General features: G+C 44.1%; 22 protein-coding genes. 9 read left to right on the top strand and 13 right to left on the bottom strand.

The window, feature by feature from the left end; all coding sequences use genetic code 11:
- The first annotated feature begins 129 nt into the window (after positions 1–129).
- Positions 130–675 carry a GNAT family N-acetyltransferase gene (locus AB4407_RS17490; RefSeq protein WP_012604406.1) on the top strand — a complete coding sequence of 182 codons (546 nt, stop codon included), beginning with the start codon at positions 130–132 and terminating at the stop codon, positions 673–675.
- Between the two features lie 110 nt (positions 676–785).
- Here the strand turns inward: AB4407_RS17490 and AB4407_RS17485 are convergent, their stop codons facing one another.
- From AB4407_RS17485 to hinT, 7 genes are all read right to left on the bottom strand, one after another.
- The gene (locus tag AB4407_RS17485) at positions 786–2,075 is read right to left on the bottom strand and encodes an NAD(P)/FAD-dependent oxidoreductase (RefSeq protein ID WP_372121450.1); all 1,290 of its coding nucleotides are present in this window, start codon (positions 2,073–2,075) and stop codon (positions 786–788) included.
- A 481-nt stretch (positions 2,076–2,556) separates the two neighbouring features.
- On the bottom strand, positions 2,557–3,096 hold the full coding sequence (gene ycfP / locus AB4407_RS17480; protein ID WP_372121449.1) for an alpha/beta hydrolase YcfP: 540 nt from the start codon (positions 3,094–3,096) through the stop codon (positions 2,557–2,559).
- 96 nt (positions 3,097–3,192) lie between these two features.
- The gene (locus tag AB4407_RS17475; RefSeq protein WP_372121448.1) at positions 3,193–4,059 is read right to left on the bottom strand and encodes a phosphotransferase; all 867 of its coding nucleotides are present in this window, start codon (positions 4,057–4,059) and stop codon (positions 3,193–3,195) included.
- A 131-nt stretch (positions 4,060–4,190) separates the two neighbouring features.
- Entirely contained in the window at positions 4,191–4,781 is a 591-nt protein-coding gene (gene lpoB / locus AB4407_RS17470) for a penicillin-binding protein activator LpoB (RefSeq protein ID WP_009847157.1), read from the bottom strand.
- Positions 4,782–4,919: 138 nt separating this feature from the next.
- Positions 4,920–5,303 carry a YcfL family protein gene (locus AB4407_RS17465; RefSeq protein WP_009847158.1) on the bottom strand — a complete coding sequence of 128 codons (384 nt, stop codon included), beginning with the start codon at positions 5,301–5,303 and terminating at the stop codon, positions 4,920–4,922.
- Positions 5,303–6,694 carry a COG3014 family protein gene (locus tag AB4407_RS17460; protein ID WP_372121447.1) on the bottom strand — a complete coding sequence of 464 codons (1,392 nt, stop codon included), beginning with the start codon at positions 6,692–6,694 and terminating at the stop codon, positions 5,303–5,305. Before AB4407_RS17460 ends, AB4407_RS17465 begins: the two co-directional genes overlap by 1 nt.
- Before the next feature lie 228 nt (positions 6,695–6,922).
- Entirely contained in the window at positions 6,923–7,273 is a 351-nt protein-coding gene (gene hinT, locus AB4407_RS17455; RefSeq protein ID WP_009847160.1) for a purine nucleoside phosphoramidase, read from the bottom strand.
- 275 nt (positions 7,274–7,548) lie between these two features.
- Between hinT and AB4407_RS17450 the strand changes: the two genes are divergently transcribed.
- Positions 7,549–9,540, top strand: a complete 1,992-nt coding sequence (locus AB4407_RS17450; RefSeq protein ID WP_009847161.1) for a methyl-accepting chemotaxis protein — start codon at positions 7,549–7,551, stop codon at positions 9,538–9,540.
- A gap of 196 nt (positions 9,541–9,736) precedes the next feature.
- Positions 9,737–10,903, top strand: a complete 1,167-nt coding sequence (locus AB4407_RS17445) for a DUF1887 family protein (protein WP_009847162.1) — start codon at positions 9,737–9,739, stop codon at positions 10,901–10,903.
- Positions 10,904–11,185: 282 nt separating this feature from the next.
- Here AB4407_RS17445 and udp read toward each other — a convergent pair whose 3' ends face one another.
- From udp to AB4407_RS17425, 4 genes are all read right to left on the bottom strand, one after another.
- Complete coding sequence (udp, locus tag AB4407_RS17440) at positions 11,186–11,944, bottom strand: uridine phosphorylase (RefSeq protein WP_009847163.1); 759 nt, start codon at positions 11,942–11,944, stop codon at positions 11,186–11,188.
- A 313-nt stretch (positions 11,945–12,257) separates the two neighbouring features.
- Positions 12,258–14,615 (bottom strand): zinc/cadmium/mercury/lead-transporting ATPase, encoded by a 2,358-nt coding sequence (locus AB4407_RS17435; RefSeq protein ID WP_372121446.1) that lies wholly within the window; start codon positions 14,613–14,615, stop codon positions 12,258–12,260.
- A gap of 171 nt (positions 14,616–14,786) precedes the next feature.
- On the bottom strand, positions 14,787–16,250 hold the full coding sequence (locus tag AB4407_RS17430) for an MATE family efflux transporter (RefSeq protein WP_372121445.1): 1,464 nt from the start codon (positions 16,248–16,250) through the stop codon (positions 14,787–14,789).
- Between the two features lie 188 nt (positions 16,251–16,438).
- Complete coding sequence (locus AB4407_RS17425) at positions 16,439–16,855, bottom strand: CBS domain-containing protein (RefSeq protein WP_009847166.1); 417 nt, start codon at positions 16,853–16,855, stop codon at positions 16,439–16,441.
- 286 nt (positions 16,856–17,141) lie between these two features.
- Between AB4407_RS17425 and AB4407_RS17420 the strand changes: the two genes are divergently transcribed.
- Positions 17,142–17,375, top strand: coding sequence for a hypothetical protein (locus AB4407_RS17420; protein WP_372121444.1), 234 nt, complete (start codon positions 17,142–17,144; stop codon positions 17,373–17,375).
- A gap of 252 nt (positions 17,376–17,627) precedes the next feature.
- Here AB4407_RS17420 and AB4407_RS17415 read toward each other — a convergent pair whose 3' ends face one another.
- A complete protein-coding gene (locus AB4407_RS17415; protein ID WP_372121443.1) occupies positions 17,628–18,614 on the bottom strand; it encodes a glycosyl transferase family protein in 987 nt (328 codons plus the stop codon).
- Between the two features lie 208 nt (positions 18,615–18,822).
- Between AB4407_RS17415 and AB4407_RS17410 the strand changes: the two genes are divergently transcribed.
- The 5 genes from AB4407_RS17410 to AB4407_RS17390 all read left to right on the top strand — a co-directional run bounded on the left by AB4407_RS17410 (position 18,823) and on the right by AB4407_RS17390 (position 21,874).
- Positions 18,823–19,389, top strand: coding sequence for a TetR/AcrR family transcriptional regulator (locus tag AB4407_RS17410; protein WP_372121465.1), 567 nt, complete (start codon positions 18,823–18,825; stop codon positions 19,387–19,389).
- A 149-nt stretch (positions 19,390–19,538) separates the two neighbouring features.
- Complete coding sequence (locus tag AB4407_RS17405; protein ID WP_372121442.1) at positions 19,539–19,898, top strand: hypothetical protein; 360 nt, start codon at positions 19,539–19,541, stop codon at positions 19,896–19,898.
- Positions 19,899–19,990: 92 nt separating this feature from the next.
- Positions 19,991–20,590: a thiol:disulfide interchange protein DsbA/DsbL gene (locus tag AB4407_RS17400; RefSeq protein ID WP_017104118.1), complete on the top strand. Its 600-nt coding sequence runs from the start codon at positions 19,991–19,993 to the stop codon at positions 20,588–20,590.
- 238 nt (positions 20,591–20,828) lie between these two features.
- On the top strand, positions 20,829–21,323 hold the full coding sequence (locus AB4407_RS17395; RefSeq protein WP_372121441.1) for a peptidylprolyl isomerase: 495 nt from the start codon (positions 20,829–20,831) through the stop codon (positions 21,321–21,323).
- A 122-nt stretch (positions 21,324–21,445) separates the two neighbouring features.
- Positions 21,446–21,874 carry a MarR family winged helix-turn-helix transcriptional regulator gene (locus AB4407_RS17390; RefSeq protein WP_017101603.1) on the top strand — a complete coding sequence of 143 codons (429 nt, stop codon included), beginning with the start codon at positions 21,446–21,448 and terminating at the stop codon, positions 21,872–21,874.
- A 207-nt stretch (positions 21,875–22,081) separates the two neighbouring features.
- On the opposite strand, the gene AB4407_RS17385 is transcribed toward AB4407_RS17390, so the two are convergent.
- Positions 22,082–22,681 (bottom strand): transposase (locus AB4407_RS17385; RefSeq protein ID WP_372121440.1); only part of this gene is annotated, 600 nt, incomplete at its 5' end.

Below are 22,681 nucleotides of genomic sequence, written 5' to 3'. Positions count from 1 at the left end.
GCCGATTCGGCTATAATTATATAAATAATTCAATCCGCCCTCCTAGTGAGGGCGTTTTATTAAGTGCTATCTATCTTTATTCTGCACTGAATCCTTTGTTCAGTACTTACATGTAATTCGGTATTTCTTATGAGCCCTGACTTTCAGATAAATACTCAACACCTCAACCTAAAAATCATTGAAGCCTCAGACGCTCAAGAGTTTTCGCAGCTGGTTAAATCCTCCCCGAGTTTATTGCCATGGCTCGACTGGTGCCACGACGAGTTTTCGACCGTCGAGGCCGAGAGATTCATTCTTGCGACTCGCTTAAACTGGGTTAAAGCCGATGCGTTTGGCTTTGGTATCTTCGAACGAAAAAGCGAAAAGTTAGTCGGCATGGTGGCCATAAATGAGCTTTACCACACCTTTAATATGGCAAGTTTAGGTTATTGGGTGGGTGATCAATTTCAGAGAAAAGGGATAGCCAAGGAAGCAATGCTTGCCCTATTTGAATTTTGCTTCGCAATGCTCAAGTTGACGCGTTTGGAGATTGTCTGCGATACAGAGAACCTACCCAGCCAAAAGCTGATCGAGAAATGTGGCGCTGAACGTGAAGCCATTGCAAAGAATCGCTTTATCTTTAACGGTAAACCGAAAGATGGCGTGGTTTATTCTGTGTTACCTCCATTATCTTAATCGCTTAATAGAGTAACAATCCGAAATAACACGTACTCGACACGATCGAAAAAGAGCTCCGAAGAGCTCTTTTTTATTATCAGCGTAATGACCTTAGAAGGCTTACCTGATTAGTGAAGCTTTAGGTTTGGACGAAGGACACGGTTAATACGACCCACCAACATCATCAGTGATGTTTTGATTAAGCCGTGAAGTGCCATCTGGTGCATTCGGTACAAAGAGATGTAAACCACACGAGCAATACGTCCCTCAACCATCATCGAACCTTTAGTCAGGTTACCCATCAAGCTACCTACTGTAGAGAAACGGCTTAGTGAAACCAGTGAACCTTTATCTTTGTAGATGTAGTCTTTCAGGTCACGGCCGTTAAGCTTAGCAATGATGTTGCTAAATGCGCAGCTTGCCATTTGATGAGCCGCTTGCGCACGTGGTGGAACAAACGAACCATCCGCTTGTGTACATTGCGCCAAATCACCGATAGCAAAGATGTTGTCATCAAGCGTAGTTTGCAGCGTGTTTTTGACAACCAACTGGTTGATACGGTTCGTCTCAAGACCACCGATATCTTTCATGAAATCTGGTGCTTTAATACCAGCAGCCCATACCATGATCTGTGCTGGGATCTTCTCACCATCTTTGGTCGTTAGACCGTCAGCATCAGCTTGTGTAACCATTGTCGTTGTACGCACGTTGACGCCAAGCTTAGTTAGCTCAGAATGTGCTGCGCTGGAAATACGAGGAGGTAGAGCTGGAAGAATACGCTCACCCGCTTCAACAAGGTTAACGTTCAGCTTGCTTGAATCTAGGTCACCAAAACCGTATGTACGAAGCTCTTTTACAGCATTGTGAAGCTCAGCAGACAGTTCAACACCAGTAGCACCCGCACCAACAATCGCGATGTCTACCGTACCTTGACCATTCTTAGCGTGCAGCTTTAAGAACTGGTTGTTCATTTCTGTACGGAAACGGTGTGCTTGCTCTGGGCTATCTAGGAAAATACAGTTGTCACGAACACCTGGGGTATTGAAGTCGTTTGACGTTGAACCTAACGCCATCACAAGAATGTCGTATTCAAGCTCACGGCTTGGCATCAACAACTCACCGTGCTCATCAGTCAACTCGCTCAACGCAATCACTTTACGTTCACGATCGATATCCTTCAGGCTGCCCATTTGGAAATCAAAGCAATGGTTTTTTGCGTGTGCGCGGTAGCTTAGCGCATCAACACCTTCATCCAGTGAGCCAGTGGCTACTTCATGAAGCAATGGTTTCCATAGGTGGCTTGCTTTGCGGTCTACCAGAGTAATCTGGGCACGTTTCTTACGACCTAAAGTACGGCCTAGCTTAGTTGCTAGTTCTAAACCACCAGCACCGCCGCCTACTACGATAATTTTTGTCACAATGACAATCCTCTACAAAATGAATAAATGGGGTTCGGCTCGATTACTCCAACCGATAAATTCTATGTATCTACTCGACCTTAATTCCAAAGGCTGCGGCTTATTTGATGACTGTGATAATAAGTAACAACAGCTCACTGAGTAGTTAGAGGGATTACAAGCAACAAACATTGGTTTGTCACTTTGCTCACGTGGATGAAAAAGGTGTCTACCTGAGAGGCAGAGCACAAATTATGGGCAAGTTTTATCACTTGCTCTCAATTTTTTTTGACATTTATCAAAATATTTTGCTTTAGAACATTATATATAGCAAAAAGATGACCGCAACAAAAATCCTTACCCACAATGAGGATTCGTGACTGATTAGTTAACGTTTGCGCAAACTCATCGATAAAATCTATATGTCTAAAGTAACACTTGCTAATTTAGATAAAAAAAACAGCACTCAATTGAGTGCTGCTTTATAAAATGGCGGTAATGATTAAGCGTTTTTAAACGCTTTCATTGCCTGCAAGTGTTGAGAGATCTTTTTGAACTTATGATTCTCTTTTTCGTCCCAGATAATTTCGTAGTAATCTTCTAGAGCGGAAGCTGTTTTCGTATTGTCGTGAATTTCATCTTCACGAGAAAGCACCACTAAACAACGTCCTTTGTTCTTCATACGATACTGAGCGACACACTTAGTCGCGATGTCTTCGTACTCTTCAGGACGATCAATTCGACCTACCATGTTGTTCTCAGGGTACAGATTAGGGTTGAACACCACCTGCTTAATCCCACATAAGAAACCAATACGCTCAGACCAAAAACCACCTAAACCTACACCACAAATGATTGGATGTGGATCATCGGATTGCTCTATCACTTTATGCACTTCTTTTAGCAAATGCTGCATATCGTGTTTTGGATGCAAAGTACTGTAGTTGATGAAGCGAACGTCATCATCAATGAATTGCAACTGCAGTATTTTTTCGTGATTGCCTGGGCTTGTTGAGTCGAAGCCGTGTAGATAGATAATCATTGTACCTCCCCCATTGAATATTGGTACGTTTTGATCAATCTAACACGAAAAACAAGGTTTTAAAGGGAAGACCTCTGAAATTATATTTTTCACTTCCTAAACGTGATCATAGCTACATAAAGTGTGACTCAGAGCCTCGGCTTCACGTAGATAACTGTCATCGCCCCAAAGCTGATGAGCAAGTAAATACCACAGCATCGCCATCATTTGGCTTCTTGGTAACCATGCATCTACCCCATCAAGCCAAGGTTGGGCATCATGGATACCTCGTAGCTGACAGTACTTGTTCACAGTTTCTGTAACTGGTAATCCGGCAACAGCAATGGTCAGCGTAAGATCAAGTCTTGGGTCCGCAAGCGCTGCGTATTCCCAGTCAATGATCTTAATCCCATCTTGGTTCTTCACAAGGTTATAGCCACCGAGATCAAAATGGCACAAAGAAAGTTCAACACTTGGAATGCTTGGGGCTACGCGCCACTCTTGATAAATCTTAGTGCAGAACTCTGTCTTATGAACCGCATCAAGTTGAAGCCAGTAATGGTCAACTCGAGCCGTATAGCTGAATGGTTGGAGAGGCAGTCGCGCGGTATTAACCAGATGCACCGAAATCAGCGTCTTCAGTAAATCATCCTGCTCTAGTCCTTCGTACAACGTCTCACCCGCGATCCATTCAACTAATAAGCCTTGCTCATTGACCACTATCGGACTTGGCCCGATATCTAGGCGTTCAATCGTAGACAGGACTTGATACTCTTCATGGCGAGAGATAAAGAATGCTTTGGTGATGGGGGTAATTGGACGCCAAACATAGGCGGTGCCATCAGCTAAAACCAATTTCCAACACCGATTAGTCAAACCACCAGTCAATGTCTGTGCTCTCATTGGAGGCTCAGAAAAGTAACCATCAAGAGAGCTCAAACTGGTATCAAGAAGCTTTGCTTCAGACCAAGAAAAAATCGCCATATTTATTCCCTATAAACGTCTTAATTTCCCTACAAAAAAGACACTGACCAAAAGCCAGTGCCTCTTCATTAATACCAATCACAGCAAATAACATGCACTGCGTTGAGGCATGACTAGCCAAGTAAACTTAATTAAAAGCCCAGTAAGCTTTTAGATTGTTGCTTACGGATTTCAGTCTCGTCAGCCCACTCAATCAAGCCAGACTCAAGGTCCATTAGGCGCATGGTCATTTTGTAGTATACGTCTTCGTCGCTGCCCGCTTTCTTAACGATGCTTGATAGGTTGCCGTACAACATGTACTGAGCACCAACCATTTTACCAAATTGAATTGCTGAGCTTTGATTTACAAGCTCATCATTGTTTTGGAAGTTCAATTGCTCACGAACAGACTCTACACGGTCCATATCAACGAAACGGAACTTACCAGAGTTCAGCATTTTAGTACTGATGGTGTCAGTGATTGACTCAGTATCGATGTGCTCACTTGTCTTGTTCTTGATTCGCTCTACGAACACGATTGGACGTTGCTCACGAGTAATGTAAGACACAGAGCCAGACGCCATCATGCTATCGACCATTTCACCCGCAATCGTTTGAAGGTCAGTTGAACCAAAATCGATTGTCGTGGTTTCTACTGATTGTGCATCACCGTAGCTTACCTTGTTTGAACAACCGCCTAAAATAACCGCTAAACCTAGTAGCGCAATGACACTCTTTTTCATTTTGTTTCCTTAACTAATCACGGAGCGGGGTTACCCACACTCTTAAATTTTTGTATTTTCGAATCCTTAGACCCGTTCATCTCGTCTTTGCTATAAAGCTTGGATCTACTCTAAATATGAGCGGTTCCAAACGAAAGTTTACTGCTCTCTGAACTGAACTCTAAACTGAGTCGCTTTCGGATTTACCGACACTTCCGACAACGAGATACTTTCAAAGCCACGAACAATCGCTTGCTTCCAAGGACCTTGCTTTAAATTGACCTCAAGACCAGCATCGTCGTACCAGTAAAAGCGATAAAGGATATGTTGATCGCCTTTATAGTTACTGTTTAAACGCACGATTCCTCTCGTGTGACCGTCGACGAGGTCAGTTCGGATATCTTCAACCTGTAAGCGGCTACCCAATACCTTATCACCAAAGAAAACGTTCTGAGTTTGACTATCTACCCTTACGCCAGCTGTATTATCAGCACAACCAGCCAGAGCCATAACCGCTGCTAAGCTCACTAACCACTTTTTCATTACAGCCTCCCTAGCTGTTTATGCCACATTGTTGCATTGTTTCCTTGTCGAGAAATCCACACCAAAGTGGTCTGTCCTTCTCGAATATCAAAGTCATACGTTTTATCACCCGCTTCTAACGTATATTGACCACTGTTCGCTACAAACGTGCTGGTCTTTATTTCCGCAGGTAAAGATTGCCAGCTTCGAGTGTCTGGTTGCTCTGTGAATGCATTCCAGACATTGAACAAAATGTTACCGACATCGTTACCTTGAGCTGCTTCTTTACGGATGCGGTCTTTCGCGACCACACGTAACGCTTGGCGAATAACAATGCTCGTCATACGTTCAGACAAATCGTTCTGAGCCATCGCATTCACATCCGTAATCAAATGCTCAGACAAAGGTTGCCCGCTGATTCGTAGCGCAGAAAAACGTTCTGCGTTTTGGCGCGGGTAATATGGCAGCGCCAGAGAATATATTGCGCCCTGATCGCGACTGTCATAAATAGGTAAATCTAATCGCCAACTGTCCATCGCTTGAACTGCACTTTGTTCTTGAAGCACAATTACTCGCCCTTCGCTTGCCCCTAACTTAGATGACTGTTTGTAGCGCTTTTTCAGTGTTGCTAAATCTTGTCGCATGCCTAAGCGAGCAGCTGTTGCCATGGTTCTATCGATGATTTCTTGGTTCTCAGGCATGATGGCCAAAGCACGTCGATAGTCCACATAAGCGCTATTCAGATCGTTAGATGCTTCGTAAAGCAGGCCAGACAAAAACATCAGATACGCATTTTGCACAGATTGCAGCTTTTTACCCGCATCAGGATAATTCGCAAGAATACTACCCACGTTGGCAGACAACCCTTGAGATTTTGCGTCGCTAGCAGCACTTTCTAACTCAGCTTCACGTTGTTTCTTGGCTTGTTCCTGAACTTGGTTAGCGCGACGCATTTCGATCACCGCACCTTCTAAGTCATTTTTCTTTAAATAATTCAGACCAAGATATAAATGCAGAAAGCCCAACTCATAATCGGCTGGCACATACTCGGTAATATTGTCATTCACAGCCAACGCGCCGACACTGGTTGCGCTGTCTGATACAGAGATCACCGCTTTACTTTGCTGATCTTTTACTGCCTGATCGGCTAGTTCGAGCGACGACTTACTCTCAGGATATTTTTGATCAAGTAGATTAATTCTACCTTTTTCAAAGTTATCAAGAATGTCACCTGCTACGTAATCTGGTAACTCTTGTTGAGCCGTTGAATAATCCCCAGACTTGACGGCTTGGTATATCTCATTGTTTTGCGCGCTGTAATGACTGAACAGGCTCCCTGCCGACATATTCGCACAACCCGCTGTCAACGCCGATAACAGGGCAATGGAAGCGAATCTAAACTGGTGCTTCACTTATCGTCTCCGTGCATGTTTAAAATGCCAACTTTGTTAAAAGGATCTTAAGCAAGTGGATACCTTGCTTTTTAGGCTCTACCTAATCGATGCCGATATTCAGACAACAGATAAAACTAAAAGTTGGCATACAAACAACAAATTTTTCAACTCGCTGTTTATGTTAATTAACCATTAACTTGTATTAACGAGATCATTAACTGTTTCGTTAGCTTATTAACCTTTTAATTAACTCATTAAAAGCGGGCCAAGCGGGCGGCCACCAACCAAATGCATGTGAATATGGTAAACCTCTTGGCCACCGTGAGAATTGCAGTTCACAATAAGACGATAGCCATCTTCTGCAATGCCTTCTTCTTTTGCTAACTTACGAGCAACAGTAAACATACGTCCCATCATTGCTTCATCTTCCGCTTCAACATCATTCGTTGTTGGGATCAGCTTGTTAGGAATAATTAGAATATGACTAGGGGCACGAGGGTTAATATCGCGAAATGCGGTTACTAAATCGTCTTGGTATAGTAGATCTGCTGGGATTTCTTTATTGATGATCTTACTAAAAATGGTTTCTTCAGCCATGTGTCTCTCCGATAAAACATTTATTTTTTAATGCTTTGAGTATGCGCTATGCCGCATCAAACCACAATAAACCTGCTTTAAAGCATAATAAAAAACACCGTTCAAATCAAAAAAAACACGCCTTACCTCTCAAGAACGGCATATTGGCTAGGACAAAGGACTATTTTTGACGTGTGCGTCATAAAATGCGTAAGCCGAGCTCAATAGAATTCTGATAATTTTGTTAGTTTTGTTTTGACCTGGTATTAGGTCCACATTTATTTAGGGAGAAAGTCATGAAGGGATCTGTGATCAAGCGTATGTACGCTGGTTTCGCACTGATCATCATCATGTTCGCAGTCACGATAACCATCATGATGAGCAGCATGAATCAGATACATAGCAATTTTGAGAGCGTCTCAAAAGTCTCATTGCCGCTGGTTGCGCTTTCAAACCAAACAAGTGTCCAATTACTTTCCGCTGACAAGTCATTTAAAGACTTCTTAACCACACAAAATTCTGAGCGTATGTCTGCAATGCGTACAGAGTTTGCTGCATCACAAAACGCTTTTTCTGAAGTTCTAGGTAGCCTAGAAACAGCAAGCCAAGACAATACCTCGCTCACTGAGCGCATCACGCAATTAAGAGCGATGGAAGAACGTTACTTCACCGAAGCAGATGAAGCGATGAACAATTATATCGCTATGTTTGAGGCGCAAGAGCAAGTACAAAAAGCATCACGTGATTTCCAACGCTTACATTCAGAATTGACCGTTGGCATGAAAGAGTACGTTGCCGACCAAAAAAGTATCTCTGTAAAAGTGATGGCAAAGAGCTACTTTATTAAACTACAAGACGCGGAGGTGATTACCTCGGATGCACTAGCAAGTTCTGATGTTGCCTTCGTACAAAAAGCCGTTAACCAAAACAAAAAGGCCGTTACCCACCTAAACTACGCGTACCGTGGCTTAGCGACACAATTGCCTGCGATAAAAAATGTTTTTGATGAATCGGTTAAAAACTTCACCAAAGACGTGGGGCAAAAAGGCGGTGTTTTAGATAAACATAATAATTATCTGAAAGCGAAAGAAGCCTTGTACATCAACATTGCTAATCTAGCCGTTGAGGTCGACCAAGCAATGGCGGTACTGGATTCTTTCAACGTCACAGCGGAAGAGCAACTCAACTCATCATTAGCAGATGCGAGCAGCATCTACGACAACGGTCTATTCAAAGCGATTGCAATTGGCATTGTTGTCACCGTATTCGCTGCAGCAATTGGTTACCACATTGCACATAGTGTAAGAGAGCCACTAACGCGTATCCTAGGTACATTAGAAGGCCTGACTGAAGGAGATATGACTCAGCGTATCGATATTCGATACGACAACGAATTCAGCCGAGTAAGCCGTCACATCAATACCTTAGCCGACAACCTGCACAATATTCTGGTGAAACTGAATGACGCTTCAGATGACCTAACCAATACTGCAAGCGTAAACCAAAAAACCTCTTCTGAGACACAGGCTCAATTGAACAGCCAGCGTGAACAAACAGCAACCGTCGCAACGGCAATGACACAAATGTCTCACTCTGTACAAGAAGTAGCAAACAGCGCGCAAAGCTCGTTAACTATGGTTCAACAAGTAGAATCGGCTTCTGAATCAGGTCGTCAGGTCATGAACACCAACATCAGTACCATCAATCAACTTGAGGTGCGCCTGACTGAATCCGTGGGTGCTGTAGGCGAGCTACAACAAATGAGTAGCCAGATTGGCTCTATCCTCGATGTTATTCGTGGTATTGCAGATCAAACCAACCTACTTGCACTCAACGCAGCAATCGAAGCCGCGCGCGCAGGTGAACAAGGCCGTGGATTTGCTGTCGTTGCCGATGAAGTCCGAGTACTGGCACAAAAGACAACTCAATCGACGTCTGAAATTGAGACCATGATCAGTAACCTACAATCAAGTTCTAAAACAGCAAGCAATGTGATTGAAAGCTGCATGAGCGATATGGATATGTCGGTTCAACAAGCTTCAAGTGCTAATAGTGCTATGGAAGAAATTCAGGCATTGATTCTAGAAATCAGTCGAATGAGTACGCACATTTCTCAAGCCGCGGCTGAGCAGAGTGAAACTTCGGGTGATATCGCGCGTAACATTGAAGACATCAACCAGATTGCTGATAAGAGTTATCAAGCGATGTCATCAATTGCAGAGGCAAGCCAAAACCTAACCATTCTGGCAAACCAGCAAGGCGATTTAGTTCATCAATTCAAGCTATAAGTAAACGAAGAACCAATAGATATTCACCTGAAATGTTGGGATATCTAACCCAATAGTGATAACTAATTGAACAAGGGCAACTTTTATCAAGGGTTGCCCTTGTTTTTTATGAGCTTTGTCATTATATGATTATAAAGGCTTGCTGCTTCCCGTTTTTCTTTCACCTTTATGAGCGAGCCGCTATTAAGGAATTTATATGGCTGTTCATGTTGGCATTATCGATCAAGACCCCATTCGGTTGATCACCCCACTACTCGACAACCGAACGATCAGCACTCACATCGTGTTCATCGGTGACAAAAATCAAATCAGTATCTATCAACGCTTAGACAGCGTTTTGCAGAAGCGTGATATTACGAGTGAATTTTTCGAGATTCCAACTATCGTAAACACCTCTGCAATTAAAGAATCGATCCAAAACCTTGCTGAAGACTTAAAAGCTAGGGGACAAGAAGTGAAGCTCAACGCAAGTTGTGGCCTTCGTCACCGCCTACTGTCTGTCTACGAAGTATTTCGTACTTACCACTGGCCAATCTTTGTTGTTGAACCAAACAGTGACAAACTGTGCTGGCTTTACCCGAATGGTAAAGAAGACGCACAAGTTCAAGACCGCATCACTATCGATGACTACTTAACGGTATTCGGTGCTCGTGGTGAATTCAGCGATGTACAACTGTCTCCGCAACTTGACCAAAAACTGTATGAACTGGGTGAGCGTTGGGCAAGTAATGCATTAGAATTAGGCCCAGGCCTTGCTACATTGAACTACCTTGCAACCACCTGCCGTAAAGAACAAAGGCTTGACGTGGGCTTGTCTGAGAAGCAACAAGGTTATCGCGAGCTGAACATGCTATTGAGCGATTTAGTCGAAGCTAAGATTGCCACTTATGACAATGGTATTTTGACGTTTGCCAATGAAGACGCGCGACGCTTCTCAAACGGCGAATGGCTTGAAACATTGGTTCATAGCACCGTTAAGCAGATCCAAGATGACATGCCGACCATTCAAGATCGCTCTTTGAATGTTCAGGTTTATCGTCAGCTCGGTGAGCGCGAAGTTCGTAATGAGCTTGATGTTGCTTCTGTAGTGAACAATAAGCTGCACATCATCGAGTGTAAGACCAAAGGTATGCGAGATGATGGCGATGATACCCTGTACAAGCTGGAATCGCTCAGAGACCTGCTAGGTGGCCTACAGGCCCGTGCAATGTTGGTGAGCTTCCGCCCTCTTCGTCATAATGACATCACACGAGCCGAAGATCTTGGCCTTGCATTGATTGGCCCTGACGAATTAAAAGATCTTAAAACACATCTCGCGGCATGGTTTACCGCCGCCGGTGGTGATGAAGATTTAGAGTGCTAATTTAAGAAACTCGAACATATCGAATTCTCAAAAAACAAAAAGGCGAATGACCGTTTAAGTCACTCGCCTTTTTTGTTTTCCAGCCATTTATCTGCTTCGCTCCATTTTCATCTTCAACTATCTATGCCTTTAATTTCTTTGCTCCATAAAAAATGGCCGCATCATTCGATGCGGCCATTTTCAAAATTTGAAGTCGTTTTAAGACTTAAAGCACTTAAAAACTTAAAAACTTAAAGCACTTTAAAACTAAAAGCACTTTAAAACTAAAAGCACTGTTACGACTTAAAGCATTTTACGAGCAGCTTCTACAACCACTTTGATTGAGCGCGCTTCCGTTACTTTTAGTGTCTCGTGATCAGGTATCTCTTTTTGAGTACGGTTGATGATCACACCAGCAACACAACCTGCTTTCAAACCAGAACTTGCACACATTGTTAGTAGCGTTGCAGATTCCATTTCGAAGTTAAGAACACCCATGTCTTGCCATTCTTGCATAGAACCTTGGAAACGCTTAACCACGCGACCAGAGAACGTGTCGTAGCGCTCTTGACCTGGGTAGAAAGTGTCACTTGAAGCGGTTACGCCCATGTGAACGGCTGCGCCTGATTCTTCAACTGCTGCTTTCATTGCTGTAGCAACTTCGAAATCAGCAACTGCTGGGAACTCCATAGGAGCGAAGTGCAGGCTAGCGCCGTCTAGACGAACAGAACCCGTAGAAACAATCATGTCACCCACGTTTACGTGAGGTTGGATCGCACCAGTAGTCCCAACACGTAGGAAAGTACGAACGCCAAGCTGAGCAAGCTCTTCAACTGCGATAGAAGTAGATGGGCCGCCGATACCTGTTGAACATACAACAACTGGCTTACCGTCTAGCTCTGCACGGTAAAGCGTGTATTCACGGTGACTCGCAAGAAATACGGGATTCTCCATCTCTTCTGCAATTTTTTGCACACGAGCAGGATCACCAGGAATGATCGCAAGAGTAGCACCGTTAAGATCTGCTTCAGTAACACCTAAGTGGAAAACAGCTTGAGACATAGTTCGCTCCTTTTGGCTTATTGGGCTTTTTACCCTTATTTAAGCTCATAGTAAATTCGTGGGGTACGAACACACTCTAACCAAGCTCATAATGAAATGAAGTGACGAGCATCACACCAATGATCGCAACAACATTTAAGGTTTCACTAAAAACCGATTGGCATCACAAAAATAAGCAATCCGAACGGCTGCGTTGCATACTAATGAGACAAAAAGCGCCTTTAACGTATGACCGCTAAAGGCGCTTTTATGCGAGATGCTTTTTATATAAGACGCTTTTAAAATTAAGAGCGTCTATGTCAGAGAGCTGAACTTAATCCGCTTTAGACTTGAATCGAAGCAGGCGCAGTGCGTTGAGTGTCACCAGAGCTGTCGCACCACTATCTGCAAGAACGGCAACCCAAAGCCCGGTAATACCAAGCAAACTGGTCACCAAGAACACACCTTTCAAGCCGAGTGCTAGTGCTACGTTTTGACGAATGTTATTCATAGTCGCTTGCGACAATTCAATCATCGCGGGCAGCTCAGTTAAACGGTTGTGAGTCAGTGCTGAATCTGCCGTTTCAAGTGCAACATCAGTACCACCACCCATAGCAATACCGACATTCGCCGTTTTCATTGCTGGCGCATCGTTGATGCCATCACCGACCATAGCAACGTGTGACTGTTGAGATAACTCTTCAACATAAGACACCTTGTCACTTGGAAGCAGGCTCGCTTTATATTGCATACCAATCTTGCTACTGATCGCTGCAGCGCTTCGTGGGTTGTCGCCAGTCAGCATGATAGATTGAATACCTAAGTCATTAAGTCGCTCAATCGCAAGCTTAGCATCACTGCGTAACGTATCTTGCCAAGCAATCAAACCAATCACTGTCGTAGCTTGTTCTGTTGACTCTTCTAGATCTTTAAGCTCAAAAGCAACCACAACCGTCTTGCCCTCGCCTTCTAATGCTTCTACCTGAGAAACCACATCGGGTCCAAGAGCGAACGTGACTTTAGACGGTGATAAAACCTGATACTTAACACCATCGACATCGCCTTCAACACCGCTACCAATCAGCGCTTTCTTGTTGTGTGACTCAGGGATCTCAACATTCAACTCTTTGACTTTAGCGACAAGCGATTGCGCCAAAGGATGAGTCGAACCCACTTCAATCGCACCCACTACGCGTAGCATTGCGTCTTGCTGCCAATCAGATAGAGGTTGGATATCGGTAACCTGAGGCTTCCCCTCCGTCAATGTCCCCGTCTTATCAAAAGCGATGGTTTGAATTTTACCAAGCTGCTCTAGTGCCGCGCCGCCTTTAATTAATGCGCCACGTTTCGCCGCTGCTGCTAAACCAGAAGTAATTGCAGCAGGTGTCGAGATAACCAACGCACACGGACAAGCAATCAACAATAGAGCTAGACCTCGGTAAACCCAGGTTTCCCAAGGCTGCGCGAACAGCAATGGTGGGGTGATGATGACCAACAGAGCCACTAACATCATTAGTGGTGTGTACCAGCGACTAAACTTATCTAGGAAACGTTCAAGCGGTGCTTTACGAGATTCTGCTTCTTCAATCAAGTGAAGAATACGGTCGATCGCGTTCTCACCCTGTTTTGACGTGATGGTGATACGAACGACTTTATCGACCACCACAGCGCCCGCCATGATGCTGTTACCTTCGATATGTTCGACAGGAACAGACTCACCCGTTAGCGCACTTTCATCAAAGCTTGCTGCGTCGGTAATCAGTTGACCATCAGCAGGTAAACGAGAACCCGCCGCCACTTCAATCACGTCACCAGGAACAAGTTCACTTACTCCAACGTCAACACGATCACCGTTGATAATCTTGGTGGCATTTTCTGGCACCAATGCCATTAGCGCCTGAACGCCACTTCTTGCTCTGGATGAAGCAAACGCTTCTAAGCGCTCACCAATCAAGAACAACAATAGAACCATCGCCGCTTCCGCAGTTTCGCCAAGGTACAAGGCACCGAGCGCGGCCACACTCATTAAGGTTTCGATTGCAAAAGGCGTACCTGAACGTGCCAACTGAACTGCTTTCTTGGCCACTGGATACAAACCAAGCAAACAGGTTACGGTAAACAAACCTTCACTTAGTTGAGGAGAAGTACTTTTCAACAGTGCTGCGAAGAGCATAGCGGCTGCAATCGCTATAATTTGTAAATTAGGTTGGATATGAGCTTGCCAAAAAGTCTCGGGGTGCTGTTTTTCTTTTTTAGAACCAACTTCCGAAAGGGGGAAGCCCGTTTTGATAGAGACCTGTTCAATGGTGTCGGCAAGACTTTCATTGTCGAATTGCACAACCAGTTTTTCGGTAGCAAAGAGAACCTTCGCTTGAATAACACCTTCAATGTTTCTAACGGCTTTCTCTATTTTTTTAGCACAAGCTGGGCAGTCCATTCCGGCAACCAACCAACTTTTAGAAAATTGGGCATTTAAAGTTTGAGTAGAGGACTGACTGTCTTCTTCTCCACTGTCTGAACCACAACAATCATCTCCTGACGATGAAGACGCAGTAGCAGAAGAGCTGCAACATGAAGATGAAGTACCTGCTGCGGTAATGCTTGAAATTTTAGGGCTAGAGCAACTTGCTCCAGTCGCTTGTGGTTGAACGTCCACTTTTGTTGAGCGGCACGCTGCGTGTTTTGCGCACATAATGTATCTCCTTAATACTCAAAAGCCTTGAGGTTGTTGCTCATTCACGAGCAACAGAGCCTTAAGTACAACAAAAGTATAAACCTTGGAGATAACTCCAAGGTCAAGAACAAATTGTCCAAGGCTAATAAGAAATTTACAAACCAACTAATCTATATTGGAGTGTCGCTGTTATTGCGACTTGAGCTCTTTACACTCTTCTCTGTTCGCCGATACATCATCAATAAGAACCGCATCATGTGAACAGAATGGTTGAGTATTCAAGCTGACTATCGACACATCGTCTTCTACAGGATCAACTTGGGAACCTTGCATAAGCTCGGCAATATGATAGCGAAGCACTAGGGTACCGAGTATTCCGAACAAAACATTGCCCAAGGCTTGCCCGTACAGCACACCCAATGCGCCATACCATTGCGAGCCTAAGTAAACGAACGGCAATGTACCGAGAGTGGCTTTACCCAGATTCAGTGCTGTCGAGTAAAGCGGTTTACCTAGGTTATTAAAAGACGTGTTGGCAACAAACAGTGCGCCGTTGAAGGTGAAGGTCAACGCTACATAGGTACAGAATGCGGCAACAATAATTGCTGCATCACCTTGTAGGCTAAAGCCTTGGATCACATAGTCTTGGACAAAGTATAAGAGAATACAAACGGCGATGGTGTACGCCGTAGTGACCAACAATGAGTTGTTGAGTGTTTCTTTTACTCTGTCCATTCGCTCTGCACCAAAGTTTTGCCCAATGATAGGGCCCACAGCGCCAGACAAAGCAAAGATAACCGCAAAACAAACCGGCGTCAGACGACCTATCACGGCAAAGCCCGCGACAAAATCCTCTCCGTATTGTGCAATCCCCGTCGTTACAATCGCATTACCGATAGGCGTTGCGGTATTGGTGATAATAGCAGGCAGCGCAATAGCCAATATTGGTCGAATATTAATGCGCCATTGTACAAGAGAAGGGGGAGCCACCAGCTGGTGACTGCGAATCAAAGGGTAAAGCGAGAAAAAGAGCACCGAAAAACGAGCAAAGACAGAAGCGATAGCCGCCCCTTCGATGTTCCAACCAAAACCAAAAATAAACAAAGGGTCGAGAATCGCGTTAACAATGCCGCCCGACAAGGTCGACCACATCGAACGTTTGGCATCCCCTGCGGCTCTCAAGCCTGCACCCGCAGCCATCGCTAGCGCTAGAAATGGCCCGCTTGGCAATAAGATCTGCAGGTAAGCTTGCGCCCGCTCTGCGGCAACCCCCTTTGCACCAATCGCAGCAAGCAGCTCTGGGATATAGGCGAACATCACCGCAGTAATCGTCAAACTGATGACAAAAGCGGTCAGCATAATACTGGTGGCGAGGTTTCGAGCGTGTTCTTGATTCTTTGAACCAATAGCTTTGGAAACCAACGCACCCATAGCAATAGAAGTACCGATCGAAACGGAGGTAGAGAAAAATGTCAGTGTGCCTGCAAAACCAACAGCCGCGGCCAATTCGACTTGTCCCAACATACTGATGAACAACATATCGAGTAAATCGACCACGAATAACGCCATCAAACCAACAGAGCCAGCCCCCGACATCACCAATATGTGGCGCATCGTTGAACCTTCTACAAACTTCGCAGTTTGATTTGACATGAAACCTCCAAAAGTTGGAACACCACAAAATAAAGCTCTATAAGCTAGTCAGCCACAAACTAGGGATCTACAAAAAAGATCCACCAAGAAAAGCTCTACAAAGAAAAAAGGCGCTAGTGCGCCTTTTCAATTGAGGGTATTGAGAAAAATAATCGTTCTTAACACACCACTATACATGATGTTTAAAACTATACCTGATGTTTAAAGCATTCATCTAAGTTCTTGCCGATTGCTCTCAAAACATCGGTTCGAGTGATCATTCCCACTAGCTTTTTGTTATCGAGTACTGGATAAGCTTTGGGTTTTCCAACTTGCATCATATCTGCCAATTCAATAATGGATAATTCTGGTGATACCGAGAGAACTTCTTGGTACATACAATCACCTACAATATGCGTGTCTTGGCAGAAATAGCTCACCTTCACTAACTTCTCGAGTAAATCTTGTTCAGAAAGGAAACCAATCACTTGTTCATTATCATCAATGACTGGACCACCCATATGATGGCTGCGCATTACTCTGTCTAACGCGAGACTTAACGGCATATCAGGAGTGAATGTCACAACCTGCGGCGTCATGTAATCTTTCACTTTAATAGAATGCATTGCGTTCTCCCTAAAATACGTTTTGTTATCGATTTTTCTATCGTGTTACCTTAATTGTTGTCTAAAATCTTGATTTTACTAAATGGATTTCAACAATTTTATTGATAGGCAAAACCTACCAAAGCAAAAAACGAGGTAACAAAAGGCTTGCACGCATGCCTATGAAGCAAAAATTTAAACACCGCTTACAAACTCTTACCTTTGATTCCTCCCATAAGCTAGCCTGAATACATAAATACTGTAACCTTCATCACACTAATAATAAAAAACTCAACTTAGGTAATTTATGCAACACGACAACAACATGTACGCGTATGTTTATGCAGACAACGAAGGTACAGAGAACACACTTATCGCTACTGTCGACAACCAAGAAAAGCCCCTAATCTCAAGTTGTTTTAATGAGATAAAGCGCATGTCTAACTTAGCTATTGATCTTGCAGCAGAACACAACTTGAAAGTGAAACTGGTTGAGTACGGAAGAGAACAAGAGATCGACTTCGGCCTATTCCTAAAATAGCGCAGCCATAACACATGTCTTGATCGACAAGCTCAAGCAGCATGTTCAACAGCACAGAACACCGTTGTAGTAACAAGTTATGAGCAGGCGATCACCTTGACCATGATCGCCTGTTTTATTCAACAGCGAATACCAACCACGATAGATGCCCAAAAAACACGCACAAAAAAGGCCAGCATTCGCTGACCTTCTCATTCACGGTTTAAATCGCTATACGTTATTTGCTAACTCTTAAAGACTGGCTAGTAGCGACTAACGAGTGCAATAGGCTTCCCACAAACGCGCTGCCTTTGAGTAAGCTTCAGCCTTATCGTGCGTTTCTGCGAATAAAATTGCCGTCATACTATCCACAACACTATTCGCCATCAGCTCCATCTCATCTTCCGGTGTACCCAGTACACATTCAGAAGGTAGAGGCAGCTCAGCATTCATCGTGCCTTCCCAGTAGAAAGATTCCACCTTTTCAGGAGAACTCATCCAGACAGTTTGGCTTACCTTGGGGTTGTATTCTGATTCGCCATTCATGCCTTTAAATGAAATCACCGAGTGGGATTTATTGCCAATCACATGCTCAACTTCTGCATGAAGCTGTGGGAATCCAGGGTGAAAGCTGCCACGCAAGCCTAAACGTCCGCCACCAGGGTTCAACGCACGAACAACGGTATTAATCGGAGTTCTCAGTCCATAACGATGTTTCCAACCAATCATAGTTTGAGCTTGTGGGGCGAAGTTCGCCAAAGGCAAGTAAGCAATACCATCGGCTTCTAGAATCTGCTTTGCGTCTTGCGGATCTTGCGCGCTGCGAACACCGACACATTCTAAATACGTCTCGACATGCGTACGACCACTTGGTTTGTCCATGTAGCCATGCATTAATACTTTATAGCAGTTGTCAGCTAGAATTTTTGCTGCCAACAAGTTCCAAGGCTTTCCACTGGCGTTATCGTTACGCTTACCTGCATAACACGGCCAATCGATATCAGCACCTAAGTCTGGCACTCGAGATTGAAACGCTTTTACAAAGCCTGCGATCTCTTCATTGGTTTCATTCTGCACACGAATCAACATCAGTAGCATAGCCATTTGGTCGTCACCGACCTCTCCGCTTAAATACTCATCCATGATGCGGTAGGCTTGTTCGAACGACAAAGGCTTACGACCTCTTTCCCCTCGTCCAACTGTACGAATACACTCTAAAATACTACTCATTGATTGTTTATTCTCTTCCGTTGATATCAATAAAATTCGAATACGTTTTCGATTCTATGACACCCGCTGTTCATTGCAAAGCGATTCAGGTGCTAGCGTGCTAATTACCAATACACTGATTGGTATTCTAAAAGTAAACTTACTGGTGTAAAATTAGCGTATGCAATGCTAACCGCGACATATTGAGTAATATCCAGATGACGGTAAAAAAACACTAAGCCAAAGAAAACGTGAATCTATCGTGGCCGCTGCCATCGCAGAGTTCACCGAGCATGGCTATAAAGCCACCAGCATGGATAAAATATCGAGCCGCGCGGAAGTATCAAAGCGCACGGTTTACAACCATTTTGCCAGCAAAGAACTGCTACTGGATGAGATTTTAGACAGCATTTGGAGCAAAACATTAGCAGCGACTCAGTTCCCCTATCAAGCCGAACAACCGCTAGATGAACAACTTACCTCTATAGCCAACCAAGAACTTGAGCTTCTCGAGTCTGAAGGTTTTATCGACTTATCTCGCGTACTGTTCTCTGAATATTTTCATAACGCAGAACTCGCGCATCAAGCGATGGAAAAATATTCTCAAGCAGAAAGCGGCCTGACAACATGGATAAAAGCGGCATTGGCTGATGGTCGTTTGGTTGAACTCGACCCATTGTTTGCATCCACTCAGTTTATCGCCCTGTTGAAATCTTTTGCATTTTGGCCACAGATCATTGGTCATGCGCCCTCTCCGGATAAGCAGCACAAACAAATAATCATTAATTCCAGCGTCGAGATGTTCCTTAAACAGTACCAAGCTTAATAAAAGTTGAGCTCTGCTAAGTTTTGTTGGGTTTAATTAGAGATGCGCAAACGAGTGATGTATCATGCGCTCGTTTCACGCTTTCTTGTTTAACGGTTGCAGAATGTGATTCATACCAACCTTAATTCGGACACAAAGACCAATATTTCATGCCAAAGTTGATAAGCAAAATTTGGGTACATGCTTTTATGCTATTCGCTATGTTAGTGGCCACCATCAGTGTGGACAGTATCGCGAACGCCAATGCTATGCAGGTGACTCCAAATCTATCAACCTTATCGCAGAACACCGATTCCTCATTCGACACCAGTGACTCATTCCCATATTCCAGCGCGCAACCCAATGTGGAACACCACTGCTGTGGCTCTGTATGCTTACTTAAAATGCCACCGTTGATTGTGTCAGAGTCTTTTGATACCCAAATTGGTTCATTGGCTTTGATCGAGAAAGAGCCTTCACACAAGGCAATCATGTCGCCACAAGCTCCTTACCGCCCTCCTGTTTCTTAATTGTTTGTCCCTGTTTGGCAACGCTTGCCAACGTATTACTAATACAGCTCTATCGCTGTAAACAATGACATCCAAATTTAGGAAATAAACACATGAAAAAGCTATTTAGCCTATTCGCAGCTCTGATCATGAGCGCTTCAATTAATGCCGCTCAGTTTGAAGAAGGTACTCACTACAAGATCCTCGACGTAGCGAAAGCAGATAAGCCTGTCGTTACCGAGTTCTTCTCGTTTTACTGCCCTCATTGCTACAAATTTGAAGGCGTCATTGAGTTCCTTAAACAAGATCTACCAGAATCAGCAAGCTTTCAAAAAGTGCACGTAGCGTTTATGGGCAACGACATGGCTGTGCCTATGGCAAAAGCTTACGCGACCATGATTGCACTCGACGCTGAAGACAATATGGTTCCAGCAATGTTCGCCAAAATTCACGAGAAGCAACAGACTCCAAGAAACGAAGCGGAACTGCGCCAGATCTTCATTGATAACGGTGTCGATGCGAAGAAGTTTGATGCGGCCTACAACGGTTTCGCAGTTAACTCAATGCAGAAGCGTTTTGATAAGCAATTTGATGCGAGCACATTAACTGGCGTTCCGGGCGTATTAGTTAACAACAAATACATCGTAAAACCGGATCAAATCAAGAGCTACGAAGAGTACAACCAGCTGGTGAATTACCTTCTAACGCTTTAATCAAAAGCAATAATCTTTAAAACCTCAAAAGCCAGCGACCTGTTCGCTGGCTTTCTTGTCTATACAAGTGAAGTGAACGCGCGATGGCACGCTCGAAGATCATTCAGATCGCCCTTGAATACACGTCAGAATAACTGTTCACTGGCATCCGCCGTTATTTCTCATATACTGCACCCTATTACGTCATCCACTACTCTGTAGTACTCAAAATATTAGTACTCGAACATTGGGCACCTTTATGATTATTCTGACCACTAACTTTGGCGACATCGAAATTGAACTTAACCTTGAGAAAGCGCCAGTAAGTTCAAAAAACTTCCTTAAATACTGCCAAGAAGGCTTCTATGAAGGCACCACGTTTCACCGTGTGATTGAAGGCTTTATGATTCAAGGTGGTGGACACACTATCGACATGACAGAGAAGCCAACACACGCACCTATCGTCAATGAAGCAAATCGTGGACTAAAGAACGTGATTGGCTCTGTGGCAATGGCTCGTACTGATGCTCCACACTCCGCAACGGCGCAGTTCTTTATCAACCTTGACGACAATGATTTCCTTGACCATACCGCGACCAGCAACGCAGGTTGGGGTTACGCAGTGTTTGGCAAAGTATCGGCAGGCATGGACGTGGTCAACAAGATTGCGCTTGCACCAACCACTACTCGCTGGGGACACGAAGATGTACCTTGCGAAGATATTGTGATTGCCAAGGTCACGATTCGCGATTAATTCAAAATTAGCAGTCAATTCGCTTTTTTATCAAATAACGAAGCAATGTTGGTGCTAATTGCATTGGTATTAGTTACGATGACAATAGTTGTAATGTCATCATAAGAATTAGGTACTGACGGATGTCACAAGAATTTGATAGACAAAATAGCTTTGGTTGGATGATCAACGTGATCGCCAATAAAGCGAGCAAAGATTTCGACACAGAATTGAAAGAACATGGCTTAACCATCGCGCTCTGGCCAACCTTGATGTGCCTATGGGAAGAGGAAGGTATTACTCAGCGTGATATCGCGGCAAAGTCCAAAGTCGAGAATTCAACGACGACTCGCACACTAGACAAGCTAGAAAAGCTTGAGCTGGTTGAACGCAGAGCCGATCCAAACAGTCGTCGTTCTTTCAGAATCTACTTAACGGAAAAAGGGAAAGCACTCGAAGAACAGTTGATTCCAATCCCTACTCGTTTAAACAAAGAACTGATGAATGAGTTGGACGCTGAAGAACAACAGCAGATGATCAAGCTACTTCAAAAGATGGTCGCAGCAATCTGATCTTACTGTGACCGGAGCTTACTGCTAGTACATGCTTAATGAGCTATAAACATGCGCTAACAACCAACGAGCACTCGGCCTTGCGCCGAGTGTTTTATTTTCGTATCGATTATTGCCCTATCGTTATAGATCAATATACTAATCCCAATAAGAGTATTTAATTGGCGTGATATTGAAAAGGAATACAATGAAAGGAATATTATTGGTTCATCGCGGCTTTCCGGGGAAAGCCGCTTTTATCTTCAAGAAAAAGTAGTCTGTATCTCGATAACCATATCCCATTCGCTTGATTAGCTTTATCTTGTTGTTTATCCCTTCAAGCGTGCAGGTGTTTAACGGATAACTTGCCGATGCGATAACCCCGTGAAGATATGGTCTGAGTTTTCGTGCGAACTCTTTTAATGGCTTAATCCCACTATCTTGCACTTGTTCCCACCACGTGTCCCAGAGCCCCTTAGCGTGCCCTTCTGATTCACAATACCAAAGCTCTTTGAGTTGCGCTCCGAGTATATAAGTGGTCATTAAGTCCTTATTGATATTCAATATTTCAGTAAGATAGCTATCTTGGCGCGTATTTAAGTTACCTCTATTTTTCAACAGTACCCAGCGTGAGCGCTTCACCCATTGTCTCGCTTTTTTATCTTGCTTGAGTTTGTTGGCTTGGTCGACTCTGACTCTATCCATCACCTCACGACCGAACTTAGCGACAACATGGAACAAGTCGTAAACGATTTTTGCGTTCGGGCAGTGCGCTTGAACTTCAAGGTCAAAAGCCGTATTCATGTCCATCGCGACCGCCTCGATATT

The organism is Vibrio sp. 10N.261.46.E11 (assembly GCF_041472735.1).
GTDB lineage: Bacteria > Pseudomonadota > Gammaproteobacteria > Enterobacterales > Vibrionaceae > Vibrio.
Note: the sequence above shows the minus strand (reverse complement) of the source record. Positions and strands in the feature narration are given on the sequence as shown.